The sequence below is a fragment of the Sanguibacter biliveldensis genome, assembly GCF_033798665.1.
Taxonomy (GTDB): domain Bacteria; phylum Actinomycetota; class Actinomycetes; order Actinomycetales; family Cellulomonadaceae; genus Sanguibacter; species Sanguibacter inulinus.
Window position 1 is genome coordinate 803,988 of record NZ_CP138359.1, and the last position, 15,623, is coordinate 819,610.

17 protein-coding genes are annotated in these 15,623 nt (G+C 70.6%); 11 read left to right on the forward strand and 6 right to left on the reverse strand.

Features of this window, described 5'->3' with window-relative positions; translation table 11 throughout:
• Positions 1–53 precede the first annotated feature (53 nt).
• The 5 genes from SANBI_RS03435 (at position 54) to SANBI_RS03455 (ending at position 3,863) form a co-directional block, all read left to right on the forward strand.
• Positions 54–1,265, forward strand: coding sequence for an acetoin utilization protein AcuC (locus tag SANBI_RS03435; protein ID WP_319158943.1), 1,212 nt, complete (start codon positions 54–56; stop codon positions 1,263–1,265).
• Positions 1,266–1,481: 216 nt separating this feature from the next.
• Positions 1,482–1,688, forward strand: coding sequence for a helix-turn-helix domain-containing protein (locus SANBI_RS03440; RefSeq protein WP_056136525.1), 207 nt, complete (start codon positions 1,482–1,484; stop codon positions 1,686–1,688).
• A gap of 190 nt (positions 1,689–1,878) precedes the next feature.
• Positions 1,879–1,977, forward strand: coding sequence for a 30S ribosomal protein bS22 (locus SANBI_RS03445; RefSeq protein WP_003792170.1), 99 nt, complete (start codon positions 1,879–1,881; stop codon positions 1,975–1,977).
• Between the two features lie 99 nt (positions 1,978–2,076).
• Entirely contained in the window at positions 2,077–3,123 is a 1,047-nt protein-coding gene (locus tag SANBI_RS03450) for a LacI family DNA-binding transcriptional regulator (RefSeq protein ID WP_319158945.1), read from the forward strand.
• Positions 3,124–3,266: 143 nt separating this feature from the next.
• Positions 3,267–3,863, forward strand: coding sequence for a dienelactone hydrolase family protein (locus SANBI_RS03455; protein WP_319158948.1), 597 nt, complete (start codon positions 3,267–3,269; stop codon positions 3,861–3,863).
• A gap of 137 nt (positions 3,864–4,000) precedes the next feature.
• Here SANBI_RS03455 and SANBI_RS03460 read toward each other — a convergent pair whose 3' ends face one another.
• Genes SANBI_RS03460 through SANBI_RS03470 form a run of 3 tightly spaced genes read right to left on the reverse strand, consistent with a single transcriptional unit; the run spans position 4,001 to position 7,264 of the window.
• Entirely contained in the window at positions 4,001–4,894 is an 894-nt protein-coding gene (locus SANBI_RS03460; RefSeq protein ID WP_056136527.1) for a carbohydrate ABC transporter permease, read from the reverse strand.
• A complete protein-coding gene (locus tag SANBI_RS03465) occupies positions 4,891–5,847 on the reverse strand; it encodes a carbohydrate ABC transporter permease (protein WP_319158951.1) in 957 nt (318 codons plus the stop codon). Before SANBI_RS03465 ends, SANBI_RS03460 begins: the two co-directional genes overlap by 4 nt.
• Before the next feature lie 28 nt (positions 5,848–5,875).
• Entirely contained in the window at positions 5,876–7,264 is a 1,389-nt protein-coding gene (locus SANBI_RS03470) for an extracellular solute-binding protein (RefSeq protein ID WP_319158953.1), read from the reverse strand.
• A 463-nt stretch (positions 7,265–7,727) separates the two neighbouring features.
• Between SANBI_RS03470 and arfA the strand changes: the two genes are divergently transcribed.
• Positions 7,728–9,290 (forward strand): arabinosylfuranosidase ArfA, encoded by a 1,563-nt coding sequence (arfA, locus tag SANBI_RS03475; protein ID WP_319158955.1) that lies wholly within the window; start codon positions 7,728–7,730, stop codon positions 9,288–9,290.
• A 59-nt stretch (positions 9,291–9,349) separates the two neighbouring features.
• Here the strand turns inward: arfA and SANBI_RS03480 are convergent, their stop codons facing one another.
• Positions 9,350–10,267 carry an HAD family hydrolase gene (locus SANBI_RS03480; protein ID WP_319158957.1) on the reverse strand — a complete coding sequence of 306 codons (918 nt, stop codon included), beginning with the start codon at positions 10,265–10,267 and terminating at the stop codon, positions 9,350–9,352.
• 59 nt (positions 10,268–10,326) lie between these two features.
• On the opposite strand from SANBI_RS03480, the gene SANBI_RS03485 reads away from it, so the two are divergent.
• Positions 10,327–10,572: a glutaredoxin family protein gene (locus SANBI_RS03485; protein WP_319158959.1), complete on the forward strand. Its 246-nt coding sequence runs from the start codon at positions 10,327–10,329 to the stop codon at positions 10,570–10,572.
• On the opposite strand, the gene SANBI_RS03490 is transcribed toward SANBI_RS03485, so the two are convergent.
• Positions 10,562–11,791, reverse strand: coding sequence for an FUSC family protein (locus SANBI_RS03490; RefSeq protein ID WP_319158961.1), 1,230 nt, complete (start codon positions 11,789–11,791; stop codon positions 10,562–10,564). The genes SANBI_RS03485 and SANBI_RS03490 overlap by 11 nt on opposite strands.
• 70 nt (positions 11,792–11,861) lie before the next feature.
• Between SANBI_RS03490 and SANBI_RS03495 the strand changes: the two genes are divergently transcribed.
• Positions 11,862–12,578, forward strand: a complete 717-nt coding sequence (locus tag SANBI_RS03495) for a redox-sensing transcriptional repressor Rex (RefSeq protein WP_319158964.1) — start codon at positions 11,862–11,864, stop codon at positions 12,576–12,578.
• A 191-nt stretch (positions 12,579–12,769) separates the two neighbouring features.
• On the opposite strand, the gene SANBI_RS03500 is transcribed toward SANBI_RS03495, so the two are convergent.
• On the reverse strand, positions 12,770–13,315 hold the full coding sequence (locus SANBI_RS03500; RefSeq protein ID WP_056136537.1) for a YceI family protein: 546 nt from the start codon (positions 13,313–13,315) through the stop codon (positions 12,770–12,772).
• A 251-nt stretch (positions 13,316–13,566) separates the two neighbouring features.
• On the opposite strand from SANBI_RS03500, the gene SANBI_RS03505 reads away from it, so the two are divergent.
• The 3 genes from SANBI_RS03505 to SANBI_RS03515 all read left to right on the forward strand — a co-directional run bounded on the left by SANBI_RS03505 (position 13,567) and on the right by SANBI_RS03515 (position 15,622).
• On the forward strand, positions 13,567–14,046 hold the full coding sequence (locus SANBI_RS03505; protein ID WP_319158967.1) for a MarR family winged helix-turn-helix transcriptional regulator: 480 nt from the start codon (positions 13,567–13,569) through the stop codon (positions 14,044–14,046).
• A gap of 176 nt (positions 14,047–14,222) precedes the next feature.
• Entirely contained in the window at positions 14,223–14,867 is a 645-nt protein-coding gene (locus SANBI_RS03510) for a histidine phosphatase family protein (protein ID WP_056136541.1), read from the forward strand.
• 209 nt (positions 14,868–15,076) lie between these two features.
• Positions 15,077–15,622, forward strand: coding sequence for a TlpA family protein disulfide reductase (locus SANBI_RS03515; RefSeq protein ID WP_319161169.1), 546 nt, complete (start codon positions 15,077–15,079; stop codon positions 15,620–15,622).
• The last annotated feature ends 1 nt before the right edge of the window (position 15,623 follow it).

Below are 15,623 nucleotides of genomic sequence, written 5' to 3' on the forward strand. Positions count from 1 at the left end.
CGAACTGTGCCACGAGAAGGGCCTGAGCGAGGGTGGGCGCGCTACCGTGGACCATGCCCTTCAGCCCGGACCGCGCGGACAGCCCGGACACGACGGACGTCGCGTGGAGCCCAGAGCTCGCGCTGCACGACTTCGGCCCTGGACACCCCATGTCCCCCCTGCGCCTCGACCTCACCCTGCGCCTGGCGCGCGAGCTCGGGCTGATCGATCCCGACGACGTGCGCCTGGTCGACGCGGGGATCGCGTCGGACGCCCTCCTGTCGACGGTGCACGACCCCGCCTACGTCGCAGCCGTGCACGCTGCGGGCCGCGGGGTCGAGGACGAGAGCCGTGGTCTGGGCACCGAGGACGACCCGATCTTCCCGGGGATGGACGACTCGGCCGCGCGGATCGTCGCCGGGACCGTCGCCGTCGCGCTGTCCGTGTGGCGCGGCCAGACGCGCCACGGGGTCAGCATCGCCGGTGGCATGCACCACGCGATGCCGGGCGCAGCCTCGGGGTTCTGCGTCTACAACGACGCCGCGGTCGCGATCCAGGCCCTGCTCGACGACGGCGCCGAGCGGGTCGCGTACGTCGACCTCGACGCGCACCACGGAGACGGTGTCGAGGCAGCGTTCTGGGACGACAGCCGGGTGCTGACGGTCTCGGTGCACCAGAGCGGCGCCACGCTGTTCCCCGGCACCGGTCACGCGACGGACACCGGGGGTCACGGCGCGCCCGGGGGAGCTGTGAACGTCGCCCTCCCGCCGCGGACGAGCGGGTCGCAGTGGCTGCGCGCGGTCGACGCCGTGGTCCCCGAGGCCCTGCGGGCCTTCAGACCCGAGGTGGTCGTCTCGCAGCACGGCTGCGACGCCCACGGGCACGACGCGCTGAGCGACCTCGACGTGGCCGTCGACGCGCAGCGCCAGGCGGCCTCCTGGGTGCACGACCTCGCGCACGAGCTGAGCGACGGACGCTGGGTCGCTCTCGGCGGGGGCGGGTACGCGATCGTCGAGGTGGTCCCGGTCGCGTGGTGCCACGTCCTCGCGATCGCGCAGCACCGCCCCGTGCCGCCGAGCACCCTGGTCCCCGCCGCCTGGCGGACGCACGTCGAGGACGTGCTCGGCCACAGCGCACCGGAGGTCATGTGCGACCGGGAGGGCGAGGTCGGCTTCAGGCCGTGGGCGCAGGGCTACGACCCCGAGCAGGAGGTCGACAGGGCCATCCGCGCGACCCGTCAGGCCACCTTCCCGCTGCTCGGTCTCGACGTCAGCCTGGACGTCTGAGGAGCAACACGACGAAAGCGGCGCGGAGGCAGAGTTTCCACCTTTCCTCCGCGCCTCCCAGCCTCTAAGGTGTGGCCAGGGCGAACGTCACGTGAGCCTCAGGTGTCACACGGGCCACACGTCAGACGTCGTGGGCCGAGGACGACCACCCTGACGTGCCGCCTCCAGCGGCACACCGCACGGCCCCTCGAGGGTCGCGACACGAAGGTTCACACGATGAGCTCTGAAGCACCGCGCGTTCAGTTCCTGACCGTCGCCGAGGTGGCCGACGCGATGCGGGTGTCGAAGATGACCGTCTACCGCCTCGTGCACTCGGGCGAGCTGCCCGCCGTGCGCGTCGGAAAGTCGTTCCGGGTGCCGCAGGACGCCCTCACGACCTACCTGTCGACCTCGGTGATCGAGGGCGACCAGCTGTCCTCCTGACCGCTGCTGCACGGTGGTCAGACCACCGCGTCGCGCCGAGCCTCCCGAAGAAGGTAGGCTAGTGCAGGACTTTCCCGAGCGTGGGCGTCGCATGTACCTCTTCTAGTCTTCCGGCCAGCGGCCGGGCAGAGGCTCTGAGCGGTTCTACGGCGTGCTGCGCGAGCAGACCCGATCAACATTGCGAGGACCCATGGGCTCCGTCATCAAGAAGCGCCGCAAGCGTATGGCCAAGAAGAAGCACCGCAAGCTGCTTCGCAAGACGCGCCACCAGCGTCGTAACAAGAAGTAGTCTCGTCCGGGCCCGGTTTCGACCGGGCCCGAGTCGTTCCCGGGGGTAGGCGCTGCCGCCGCACCTGACCGGGGTGGAGAAGGGGCTGTGGTCCAGCGGATGTCAACGACGATGCACGACGTCGCCCAGCTCGCGGGCGTGTCGATCAAGACCGTGTCCAACGTCGTCAACGGGTACCCGTACATCCGCGACACGACGCGCGACCGGGTGCTCGCGGCCATCAAAGAGCTCGACTACCAGATGAACGTCTCGGCGCGGAACCTGCGCTCGGGGCGCACGGGCATGATCTGCCTCGCGGTCCCCGAGCTCAGCCTCCCGTACTTCGCCGAGCTCGCCGACTCCGTCATCCGGGCCGCCGAGGCCGTGGGCCTCACGGTGCTCATCGAGCAGACCGGCGCAGTCCGTGAGCGCGAGCTCGAGCTGCTGTCCGGCAAGCGCAAGCACCTCACCGACGGGGTGATCTTCTCCCCGCTCGACCTCGGCCCCGAGGACCGCGCGGCCTTCGACGTGGACTTCCCGATGGTCCTGCTCGGCGAGCGCATGTTCGGCTCCGGCCACGACCACGTGACGATGCACAACGTCGAGGCGGCGCGTGCCGCGACGGCGCACCTCGTCAGCCAGGGACGGCGCAGGATCGCGATGATCGGGGCCCACCTCGGCGAGCAGGTCGGCACGGCCGCCCTCCGCACGCAGGGGTACCTCCAGGCCCTCGAGGACGCCGGGATTGCCCCCGACCCCGCGCTCATCGGCGAGGCCGGCCTGTGGCACCGTGCCGACGGGGCCGAGGCCATGCACAGGCTGCTCGACTCGGGCACGGAGATCGACGCCGTCTTCGGTCTCAACGACGCCCTCGCGCTCGGCGCGATGCACGCCCTGCACGTGCGCCGGGTCTCGGTCCCCGACGAGGTCGCCGTGATCGGCTTCGACGACATCGACGAGGCCCGCTACGCCTCGCCGCCGATGTCGTCGGTCTCGCCGGGCCGGGAGGAGATCGCCACGACGGCGGTCCAGCTGCTCCAGGCCCGGATCGCCGCACGCGGCGAGGGGTGGACGCCGACGTCGGTGGTCGCGGGCTTCGAGATCGTCGTGCGCGAGTCGACAGGTCGCGCGGGCGCAGGCTCGGACCTGCGAGCCCGGACGCTCTGACGCGCCTGACCTCCCCAGGGCGTGGGGGGACGGCGCGTCGCCGGAGCACCTCCTGTGGACTGTCGGGCCTGCGGCGTGGAGAGTGGGCTGGACGCGTGGACGACGACCGCCCGCGGACCCTGCCGACCGAGACGAGGAGCGTCATGGCTGACGTGCTGCTGTTCCACCACGCGCTGGGGCTGACCCCCGGCGTCGAGACCTTCGCGGAGCTGCTCCGCGCCGCAGGGCACGACGTGCGGACCCCGGACCTGTTCGAGGGCAGGCTCTTCGACGACATCGACTCGGGTGTCGCCCACGCCTCGGAGATCGGCTTCGGCACGATCATGCGCCGCGGCGCTGAGGCCGCCGAGGGCACACCGCCGGGCGCTGTCTACATCGGGTTCTCGCTCGGGGTGGTGCCGGCCCAGCGGCTCGCGCAGACGACCCCGGGGGCCGGTGGCGCCGTGCTGGTGAGTGCATGCCTGCCGGTGAGCGAGTTCGGCGAGGAGTGGCCTGCGGGGGTGCCCGTCAGGGTGGTCGCGACCGAGGCAGACCCCTTCTTCGTGGACGAGGGCGACATCGACGCCGCTCGTCAGCTCGTCGAGGCGAGCCCGGACGCCGAGCTCCTGCTGCTGCCGGGTAGCGCCCACCTGTTCGCCGACCCTGGGCACGAGTCCTACGACGCCGAGGCTGCCGGGGTGCTGACCGACCACGTCCTCGCGCTGCTGGCTCAGGTGGATGCCGCCGCGGGGCGCGGCTGACCTGCAGCAGCACCGCTGCGCAGCACGGTGGTGGCACAGCGCGACGGTGGCACAGCAGACGCTGACACAGCACGGCGGCCGTGCCAGCACCTGGGTGCTGGCACGGCCGCCGTCGGTCCGTGGTGCTGGTCGGGCGTCTACTGGCCGGCGATCCCGGTCGTCGAGATGCCCTTGATGATCTGCCGCTGGAAGAACAAGAACGCGACGATCAGCGGCAGCGCTGCGAGCACGGCCTGCGCCATGTTCTGCGCGTACTGGATGCCGTAGGCGCTCACGACGGTCTGCAGGCCGACAGGGAGCGTCATGAGGTCCGAGTCGTTGATGACGATGAACGGCCAGAGGAAGTTGTTCCACGCGCCGATGAACACGAAGATCGACACCGCCGCGAGGATCGGGCGGGACAGCGGCACGATGATCTGCCGCAGGATGCGCAACCGGCTCGCGCCGTCGACGAGCGCGGCCTCCTCGAGCTCGCGCGGGATCTGGTCGAAGAACTTCTTGAGGATGAACACCATCGGTGCCGCCACGATCTGCGGCAGGATCACGCCCCAGTACGTGTCGACGAGGTCGAAGTCGAGCATCTGCTGGAACAGCGGGACGATGAGGATCTGCCCGGGGACCATGATCGAGCCGATGATCACGGCGAGTGCGATCTTCTTGCCCTTGAAGTCGAGCCTGGAGAGCGCGTAGCCAGCCAGGGCGCTGATGACCAGGGTGATGAGCGTGACGGCCGTCGCCGTGATGAGGCTGTTGAGGGCCCACCGCGGCACCTGGCTGGACGAAAGCACCCGGGCGTAGGCGTCGAGGGTGAACCCGCTCTCGGGGACGATCGTGATCGGTGCGGCAGCGGCCTCGGACTCGGTCTTGAGGGAGGTCATCACGGCCCACAGGACCGGCACGAGCCAGCCGAAGGCGAGCACGGCGATGACCACGTAGGAGACGATCCTGCCGGCGCGCGGCCTGCGACGCGGCTTCTTGGTGGCGCCGCGCACAGGGGCGACGGGGGTGCGTTCGAGAGTCTGAGCAGTCACGACCGTGCTCCTCTGCGGTTGATGACGACGATGTTGACCACGGACACGACGACGATGAGGAAGAAGAAGATGTACGAGATCGCCGAGGCGTAGCCGAGGCGGTACCCGGTGAAGCCGACCTCGTAGACGTACTGGAGGATGGGCCGGGTCGCGCCGCCGGGGCCACCGCCGGTCATCTGGTAGATCTGGTCGAAGACCTTGAGCGAGGCGAGCAGCTGGAGGATCGACACGAGGACCGTGGTCGGGCCGAGCTGCGGCAGGGTGATCGAGAAGAACTGGCGCGTGGTGCTCGCGCCGTCGAGGGCTGCGGCCTCGTACTGGTGGTCAGGGATGTTCTGGAGCGCCGACAGGTAGAGCAAGAAGTTGAAGCCAACGGTCCACCAGACGGTCGTGACGACGACGGACATCATGGCCGTCGACGGGTCCTGCAGCCAGGCCTTGGGCTCGATCCCGACCCACCCGAGGACCTCGTTGACGAGGCCGAGCTGGGGGTTGTACATCCACAGCCAGAACTGCGAGACGACTGTCGAGGCGAGCAGGAACGGCATGAAGAACGACAGCCGCCAGACCCACTGGCCCTTGAGGTTCATGTTGACCAGGGTCGCGAGCAGCAGGGCCACGACGACGAGCGGGATGGTGCTGAGGACCGTGAACACGACGGTGTTCCACAGCGACTTCCACATCTCGGAGTCGCCGAAGGCCTCGGAGTAGTTGGCCAGGCCGACGAGCTCGGAGCCCGCGCCGGTGAGGCTGCGGGCCGTGAAGCTCATGTAGAAGCCGGAGATCGTCGGCCAGACGAGGAACAGCACGAAGGCGATCGCGAACGGCGCCATGTACATCCAGCCGCGGATGGTGTCCGAGCGTCGGCGTGCGCTGAGCGAGCGTGAGGCAGCGTCTCTCGCCGCGGGGGTGGGGGGCGCGTCTGTGCGCCCCTTCAGGTCAGGTGTGGTCATGATGAGACTTCCTCGTCCCTCTCGTCGGTCAGACCGGGCTCGGCCGGGACATGAGCGTGTTGATGCGGTCCACGAAGGCGTCGAGCCCGTCGGCGGGCTTCACGCTCCCCATGTAGACGCTCTGCATGGCGTCGCCGAAGTGGCGGTGCAGGTCGGACCCCGACCCGCTGAACCAGGCCTCCGGGTCGTAGACGACGTAGTCGACGGCGTCGGCGTAGTCGCGCTGGGGGACGAGCTCCTGGTACGCCGGCGACTCGAGCACCGGGGTGTAGGCGGGGATGTGCCCGGCCTCCGCCCACTGGAGCGAGGACTTGAGGAGGTCGGCGACGAACTCGTGCGACTTCTCACGCTTCCACGCGTCGGGCGAGCTCTGGTGCGGCAGGACGAAGGAGTGCGAGTCGCAGAAGGCGACGGGGGTGTCGAAGACCGTGGGGATCACCTGCATGCCCAGGTCGATGTCGTTCTCCTTGAAGGTGCCGATCTCCCACACGCCACCGAGGAACATCCCGGTCCGCCCTGTGGCGAACTCGGAGATCGCGGTGCCGCCGTCGTTGCTGCTCGAGGCGACCTCGTCGTCGAGGAGCGAGACGATCCACTCGAGCGACGTCATCGCAGCGTCGCGGTCGTACTGGACCGTGCCGCCCTCGGGGAAGGACATCTCGGCCCCGGTCTGCTTGTACCAGGTGTAGAACATGCGCCACATGTTCGACGGGTCGTTGAGGAAGCCGTACGCCAGCCCGTGGCCTCCGGTCACCTCGGCCATCGCGAGCGCGACGTCGCGGAAGCCCTCGGGGGAGTCCGCGCCGGTGATGAGACCGCCGGCGTCGAGGACTCCGGCGGTGCTCGCGGCCGTCTTGTCGTAGTAGAGGACGAAGGGGTGGGTGTCCATCGCGACCGACAGCACACGGTCGCCGTTCAGGCCCTTCTTCCAGACGAGCTCGGGGACGGTCTCGGCCGAGACACCGAGGTCGGCGAGGAGGTCGGCGTCCCAGGCGTCGAGCAGACCGCCGGGTGCGTAGCCGGGTACCCTGGCGCTGTGCATCACGGCGATGTCCGGGGCGCGGCCGCCGGCCGAGGCCATGGCGAGCTTGGTGTAGTAGGGGGAGCCCCAGCCGAGGATCGTCTGACGGACCTTCACGTCGGTGTTCGCCGCGGTGAACTCGTCGATCATGGTCGTGAGGGTCCGGCCGTCGCTGCCTGTCAGCAGGTGCCAGAAGCTCAGCTGTTCTTGCGGGCGGGCGACGGCTCCGCAGCCGCCGAGGGCCATGAGCGCCGTGCCCCCGGCGAGGAAGGCCCCGCCGCGCAGGAAGGAGCGTCGGGAGAAGCCGTCGGCCTCGCTCGCGGTTCCTCGTCCGGACCGGAACCTGCTGGGCGGTGTGCCCGGGCTCCGTCGGTCTGGGATCGCCCAGTCGTTCATAGCCACTCCTTCGTTGCTACGTTCTCGCGCGGCACCGGTGCCGTGCGCTGCTCGGTCGCTTCTTCTCCGGCGGGCGGCACCGGTGCTGCTCGTGCTGCCGTCCGGAGGCCACGGGACCTCCGCCCCGCCGTTCTTCATCGTTGTACAACCTCGGGTAAGGAGCACAGTAACCCCACCGGGACGGTTTTGCCGACCCCTCTCGGCCAGCCTGACGCGGAGTCGTCCGCTCTGTCCGAACTGTCTGGCAGGGAGGCTGGGCCTTTGGAAGCGTCGGGCGACAGGCGTCCGGACGCGGTCGGACGGGGTGGTCCTGCTCTGCGCGGGCGAGGGTGAGCGCCGCTGTTGACGCTCTCGGAGCGCTGGTGCATGATCTCTCTACAACGATGTAGAACCTGGCGTCAGAGGCTCGCCCTGCGCCCGGGACCCACGCGGCACCGACGCCCGTGCACACGACAGGAGAACCATGAGCCACGACACCCCGACCGACGCCGCAGGCGCGAACTCCTCGGCCGTCACCCTGACGCTCGACCCGGCCTTCACGGTCGGACCTGTCCGGCGCCGCACCTTCGGCTCCTTCGTCGAGCACCTCGGACGCTGCGTCTACACAGGCATCCACGACCCTGAGCACGAGAGCGCGGACGAGCACGGCTTCCGCGGGGACGTCGTCGAGCTCACCCGTGAGCTCGGCGTCTCGACGGTCCGCTACCCCGGTGGCAACTTCGTGTCCGGTTACCGCTGGGAGGACGGCATCGGCCCGAAGGACCAGCGCCCCACCCGCCTCGACCTCGCCTGGCACTCGAGCGACCCGAACCTCGTGGGTGTCGACGAGTTCATGCAGTGGGTCCGCAAGGCTGGTGTCGAGCCGATGATGGCCGTCAACCTCGGCACGCGCGGGATCCAGGAGGCGCTCGACCTGCTCGAGTACTGCAACGTCCCGGGCGGCACCTACTACTCCGACCTGCGCCGGGCGAACGGCCACGAAGAGCCGTACCGCATCACGATGTGGTGCCTGGGCAACGAGATGGACGGACCCTGGCAGATCGGCCACAAGACCGCCGAGGAGTACGCGCGGCTCGCCACCGAGACAGCCCGCGCCATGCGGATGATCGACCCGAGCATCGAGCTGGTCGTCTGCGGCTCGTCGTCCTCGTCGATGCCGACCTTCGGCGCGTGGGAGGCCACGGTCCTCGAGGAGTCCTACGAGTTCGTCGACTACATCTCGGCGCACGCGTACTACTTCGAGGAGGACGGCGACCTCGGGTCCTTCCTCGCCTCGGCTGTCGACATGGACCACTTCATCGAGTCCGTGACGGCTGCGGCCGACTACGTGCGGGCCGCAGGCAAGCACACGAAGCGGATCAACATCTCCTTCGACGAGTGGAACGTCTGGTACCAGAAGCGCGCGGAGTCGGTCCCGCCGACGGGGGACGACTGGCCCGTCGCGCCGGTCCTGCTCGAAGACCGCTACAACGTCGCCGACGCCGTGGTCGTGGGCAACCTGCTCGTCTCGCTGCTGCGCAACACCGACCGCGTGCACGCGGCGTCTCTCGCCCAGCTCGTCAACGTCATCGCCCCGATCATGACCGAGCCAGGCGGGCGGTCATGGAAGCAGACCATCTTCCACCCCTTCGCGCAGGCGTCGGAGCACGCCGTGGGCGACGTCCTGCGGGTCGGCATCGAGGCGCCGACCTACCCGACGGCACGCTTCGGCGAGGTCCCCCTCGTCGACGCCGTCGCCACCCGCGACCCTGAGACCGGGGCAGTGAGCCTCTTCGTCGTCAACCGCTCGACCGACGGCTCGACGGGCGTCACCGTGGACCTCAGCGCCCTGCGTCACGCTGCTGGCGGCGCGGACGTCGACGTGGTCGAGGCGCTCACCCTGTCCAACCCCGACCACACCTGGGCTGCCACGGCCGACGACTCGACGTCGGTCCTGCCGCAGGACAACAGCACGGCGAAGGTCGTCGACGGTGTGCTGACCGTCGACCTGCCGGCAGTCTCGTGGACGATGGTCCGCCTCGGCTGAGGTCGCCGCGCACCACGAGAGGGCCGGGGCGCGCTGCCCCGGCCCTCTCGTCGCCTCTGCTAGTGCCCCAGACGCCCGCGGACAGCGCGCGTCGCCGACCTGACGACGAGCCCCGCGGCCCAGGCGAGGCCAGCCCAGCTCGCGGTCTTCATGCCGCGCTTGGCGGCGCGCCGCTTCCCGCGGAACTCCCGGATCGGCCAGCCGATCGTCTTGGAGTGCTTGCGCAGCCGTGGGTCGGGGTTGATCGCGCACGGGTTGCCGACGGTCGACAGCAGCGGCACGTCGTTCATCGAGTCGCCGTAGGCGGACGATGCCTCGAGGTCGATGTCGAGGTCGGCTGCGAGCACCTGCACGGCGTTGGCCTTCGCTGTGCCGTGCATCATGTCGCCGACGAGGCGCCCCGTGTAGAAGCCGTTCGAGTGCTCGGCGACGGTCCCGAGCGCGCCCGTCGCGCCCAGGCGCCGCGCGATGAGGTCGCCGATCTCGACAGGCGTCGCCGTGACGAGCCACACCTGGTGGCCTGCGGCCTGGTGGGCGTCGAGCAGCTTCTGCGTGCCCGGGAAGATCCGCTGCGAGAGGACCTGGTCGTAGACCTCTTCGCCGATCGCCACGACCTCGGCGACAGAGTGGCCTGTCATGAGGAACAGCGCGCGCGAGCGCACCTCGTCGATCTGCTGGTTGGTCTCGCCGAAGGCGAGGTACCGCGCCTGCTGGAACGCGAAGTTGAAGATGTCCCGCTTGCGGAAGAAGCCTCGGCGCCACAGCGCGCGGGCGAGGTAGAACGAGCTCGCCCCGCGGATGATCGTGTTGTCGACGTCGAAGAACGCGGCGACCGGCCGTGCTGCTGCGGCGCCCTGCTCGTCGGGGGATGCGCCGGGAGCTGGGGAGGTCGCGCTCACGTCGGCCGTCGTCAGGGCCGTCTCGGCTACCAGCTCGCCCGACTCCGGGTCTGTCCTGTCGATGCGCACGCCACCCACTCTAACCAGGGACGGGCTGCGGGGCAGGTGGGCGGAGCCGACCGCCTAGTGTGGGTCGCGTGAACCCTGAAGAACGAGTCGTGGTCTTCACCCGCGACGACTGCCACCTGTGCGTCGAGGCCCTCGAGGTGGTCGCGCGCGTCTGCGACGACCTCGGCGAGGCGTGGCGCACGGCCGACGTCGACGCCTCCGACGAGCTCCGGGCCCGCTACGGCGACCACGTACCCGTCGTCGAGGTCGACGGTGTGCAGCAGGCCTTCTGGCGGGTCGACGAGGCGCGGCTGCGCAGGTCGCTCACGGCCTGAGCTGCTCGGTGGCTCCACCCTCCTCGCTGGTCTCGCCGTCACCGTCACCGGCACTGTCGCCCTCGACGTCGTCGACACCGGCCTCTTCCTCGGCGCGGCGCTCGTCGGCGTCCGCCCCGACCGACCGGAGCGCGCGGTCGAGGCCGAGGACCAGAGCCCCGGCGGCCAGGAAGTCGCCCTCGCGGCGCGACCGCTGCTCACGGACCGCGTCCCGCAGCGCGTCGACAGCATGCCTGAGGGCAGTCGGCGGGTCGGGGATCGAGTCGTCCGTGGACACCTCGAGGGCGCGGAGCGCGGCTGCGTACTCTGCGAGGGCGTCCGCCGCCGGCGGACGCAGGTCGGGGCCGAGCGCGGGGTCGCGTGCGCTCTGCGTCTCGGTCTCGGTCAGCAGGTTCGTGAGGTGGTCGACGAGGTTCGCGTGCTTCTCGAGCATGACCGACCGTCGGGCCTGGGCGACCGACCAGGCGCTGTAGCGCCGGGCGTGCCAGTTGCCCTTGCTGGCCTCGCCCGCGTACGCGACGGCTGCCCGGCTCTTCTCGAGGACCGGTCGGATCGCAAAACGCCTGTCGTCCCACTCTTCAGCGGTCGGGGGCCTGTCACCGCGCAGCCCGTCTGCGAGGGAGTCGAGCTGGTCGGCGAGCGTGTCGCGCAGCCCGTCGAGGGCCACGTCGGAGGGGGACAGCGGCAGGGGTGGGAAGGCGAAGTTCACGCCGATGCCGACGAGCGCCCCGGCGACCACGAGTCCCGCGTACGCCCCGACGAAGTCGCCGGGGTCGCCGCTGCCGATCACGAGGACGAAGAGCGCCGTCGTGGTGACGTACGCGCCCATCTCGCCGAGACGGCTCCATCCCGCCCCGAGCGTGGCGAGGCACACGACGAGAGCGATCGACAGCGCACCGGGGTCGAGGAACGCGTCGGCGAGCCGGGCGATCACGACCCCGAGCAAGATCGCACCCGTGGTCTGGGCGGTCTCCCGGACCGACCGGGCGACAGTGGTCGACGTGGCGATGACCGCGCCGAGCGGTGCGTAGTACGGATAGTCGGAGAAGGGGGCCGGCGCGAGCACGCCGACGTACCAGGCGACGGCGGCCGCGACCGACGCCTTGACGGCCATCGACCAGCGGGGGTTCAGGGCCCACAGCCGCAGCGCGCGCCCGGTGAGGACCCCGGTGCGGCTGGTCCGGACGCGGGCGGTGATCTGAGCGGGACGTGGGGGCACGAGCCCCACCGTACGAACCTGTCGACGGGCACGCGCGCCGAGCGGCTGTGCACGGCCCTACCCTGAGGGGATGACCGCGACCCGCCCCGAGCCCACCACCTCGGCAGCCGAGGCCGTGGGGCTCCGCGAGGTCGTCGAGATCCGCCGCACCATGCCGCCGGCGAGCGTCGAGCGCCTCCCGGGGTACCTGCGGGTGCTCACCGACCTGGCTGCCCGCGGCGTGACGAGCGCCTCCTCGCAGCAGCTCGCCGAGCTCGCAGGCGTGGGCCCGGCCCAGCTGCGCAAAGACCTCAGCCATCTCGGTTCCCACGGGCGGCGGGGGGTGGGCTACGACGTCGACACGCTGCGCGAGCGCGTCCAGTCGGCCCTCGGGCTCGTCGTCGAGCTGCGGGTCGCGATCGTCGGGGCGGGCAACCTCGGTCACGCCCTCGCCAACTACTCGGGATTCGGAGCCCGCGGCTTCACGGTGGCGGCGCTGCTCGACTCGAACCTCGCGCTCGTGGGGACAGAGGTGGCCGGGGTGGTGGTCGAGGACGTCGCCCGGCTCGCCGACGTCGTGCGCGACCTCGACGTGTCGATCGTCGTGATCGCGACCCCCGGCGAGCACGCGCAGGAGGTGTGCGACGTGGTCGTCGCAGCCGGCGTGCGGGAGATCCTCAACTTCGCCCCGCGCGCGCTCCAGGTCCCCGACGACGTCGAGCTGCGCTCGGTCGACCTCGGCAGCGAGCTGCAGATCCTCGCCTTCCACTCGCGCGAGCGGTCTGGCCGGGAGGCAGCGGGGCTGTAGGTCGCCGCCGCGCGACCGAGAGGCCGCCAGACCGAGAGCCTGTCAGACCGAGTGCCCGCCAGACGCCGAGAGCCCGCCTGCGCAGGGGCAGGCGGGCTCTCAGGGGCCGGTCGGGGAGCCGGGGGTCGCTCCGTCCGGTGGCCAGGTAACCCGACCTGCGGCGCTGCCGCGGTCGGGTCGTGGTGCTCGGGTCAGGCCTTGATGGCCGAGATGTCGAGCGAGATCTTGACCTTGTCGCTGACGAGCACGCCGCCGGCCTCGAGGGCCACGTTCCAGGTGAGGCCGAAGTCCTTGCGGGAGATCTCCGTCTTGGCCTCGAAGCCTGCGCGCGGGTTGCCGTAGGCGTCGACCGCGGTGCCGTCGAACTCGGTCTCGAGCTCGACCGACTTCGTGACGCCGTTGATGGTGAGGTCGCCGGTCACGACGAAGTCGTCGCCGTCGGAGGAGACCGAGGTGGAGGTGAAGGTCCAGGTCGGGTTCTTCTCGGCGTCCCAGAAGTCGGCGCTGGTGAGGTGGGCGTCGCGGTCGGGCGAGCCGGTGTTGACGGCGGTCGCGTCGAGCTCGGCGACGACGGTCGAGCTCTCGACGTCCTCACCGATCGTGATGGTCGCGGAGTTCAGGCCGAGGGTGCCGCGGACCTTGGAGATGCCGGCGTGGCGGACGACGAAGGCCGCGGTGCTGTGGCTGGGGTCGGCGTTGTAGGTGCCGGCGACGAGTCCGTTGGGGAGTGCAGTCATGATGTGAGCTCCTGAGGTGTTCCGTGCTCGGACGGGCTGGACCCGGACGAGCGGCGAGTGGACGGCGGGAGGTTCTCTCTCACCTTCAATAATTGAATCTTCTACTAAGTTGCCGCGAGGCGCAAGTCCCCCCCGTCTCCCGATTCTTGCGCCCGAGTCTCCGTCACGCGCGTCGGGCCGCTAGGGTCCAAGAGGGGGATGGCAGGCCGACCCCTGCCTCCGCAGGCCTGGGACCAGGAGATACGTGAGTGATGAGCAGCGACAGCGGACCGATCCCGTGGCTCGACGACGAGCAGCAGGTGAGCTGGCGATCGTTCCTCGAGGGCAGCGCGCGCCTCACCGAGGCGCTCAACCGTGACCTCGACGCCGAGTCCCAGCTCTCGCTCCACGAGTACGAGGTGCTCGTCAGGCTGTCGGAGAACCCCGAGCGCACGCTGCGCATGTCGGCGCTCGCGGACACCCTCGCGCACTCGCGCAGCCGCGTGACCCACACCGTCCGACGGCTCGAGGACCGCGGGCTGGTCCGGCGTCAGGCATGCCTCGACGACGGGCGCGGGGTCGACTGCGTGCTCACCGACGCCGGGATGTCGACGCTCGCCGAGGCAGCACCGCACCACGTGAGGTCGGTCCGGCGCCACATGGTCGACGTCCTGAGCCCTGAGCAGATGCGGGTGCTCGGCGAGGCGATGTCCCTCGTCGCCGGGGCGTGCCGCAGGTCCGACGCGGACTGAGCGCGGCGCCCGACGCGGACTGGGCGCGGCGCATGACGCGGACTGGGCGCGGCGCCAGGCGCAGACTGGACCGGGCACCCGGCGCGGACCGGGCGCCGCGTCCGGCTCGGGTGACTGTGTGACGGCGTGCGGCCGTGCATGAAGGGGGCGCGCGAGAAGTTTGGGAGGATGGGCCCATGGCCACCACCACAGTGCACCTCATGCGACACGGCGAAGTCTTCAACCCCGAGAAGATCCTCTACGGACGGATCCCGGGCTACCACCTCTCCGAGCTGGGGCACCAGATGGCCCAGCGCGTCGCCGACCACTTCTCGGCAGGGGACTTCGACATCACCGTCGTCACGGCCTCGCCGCTCCAGCGCGCGCAGGAGACCGCGACCCCGATCGCCGCAGGTCTCGGCCTCGAGCTCGGCACCGACGAACGCCTCATCGAGGCGGGCAACTACTTCGAGGGCAAGACCTTCGGCGTGGGCGACGGGTCCCTGCGGCACCCCGAGCACTGGCCGCACCTCATCAACCCCTTCCGCCCGTCGTGGGGCGAGGCCTACAAGGAGCAGGTCGCGCGCATGCACGCTGCTGTCGAGACCGCCCGCCAGCAGGCCGAGGGTCACGAGGCAGTGCTCGTCAGCCACCAGCTGCCGATCTGGATCGCGCGCCAGGCCTTCGAGAACAAGCGGCTCTGGCACGACCCCCGCAAGCGTCAGTGCTCGCTCGCCTCGGTGACCTCGCTGCGCTTCGACGGCGACCGCCTCGTCGGCCTCCACTACACAGAGCCCGCGGCGGCCCTGCTGCCCGGAGCATCGGGCGTCTCGGGAGCCTGACGGTCGTCCTCGTCAGGGAGGCCGGTCGCCCACGTCACACCGTGGGACGACCGGCTTCTCAGACATCTCTCAGTGACATCGGGGATAGTGGGCGGGTGCACCCTGCTCTTCTCCGCCCCCGCCTGACGTCCGTCTCCCAGCCCGGCCGACGAGGTGCCCGACGACCCCGCGCCGCCGTGGCGGTGTCCGTCCTGGCCGGCGCAGCGCTCCTGCTCGCCGGCTGCGCCTCCGACTCCGGGAATACCAACCCTGACGACGTCCAGGGCCAGGGGTACCAGTCGGGCGACGGCAGCCTGCGGACCTGGTCGCTCGACGAGCGGGGCGACGTGGTCGACCTCTCGGGAGTCGACTTCGAGGGCGAGCCTGTCGCCACCCGCTCCGACGAGGACGCCGTGGTCGTCCTCAACACCTGGTACGCGGCCTGCCCGCCGTGCCGCGCCGAGGCGCCCGACCTGCTGACCGTCGCGACAGACCGCGCGGACGACGGGGTGAGGTTCATCGGCATCAACGGCGTCGACGACGCCGGTGCCGCCCTCGCCTTCGAGCGTGAGCACGACATCACCTGGCCCTCGATCGCCGACACCGACGGCTCGGTCGTCGCCTCCCTCCAGGAGGTCGTGCCGGTCCGTGCCGTGCCGACGACGGTCGTCCTGGACCGCCAGGGCCGGGTCGCGGCACGCGTCCTCGGCCAGGTCGACGCGACCACGCTCGACGGGCTGATCGACGACGTCCTCGCCGAGCCGGCAGGGGCTTGAT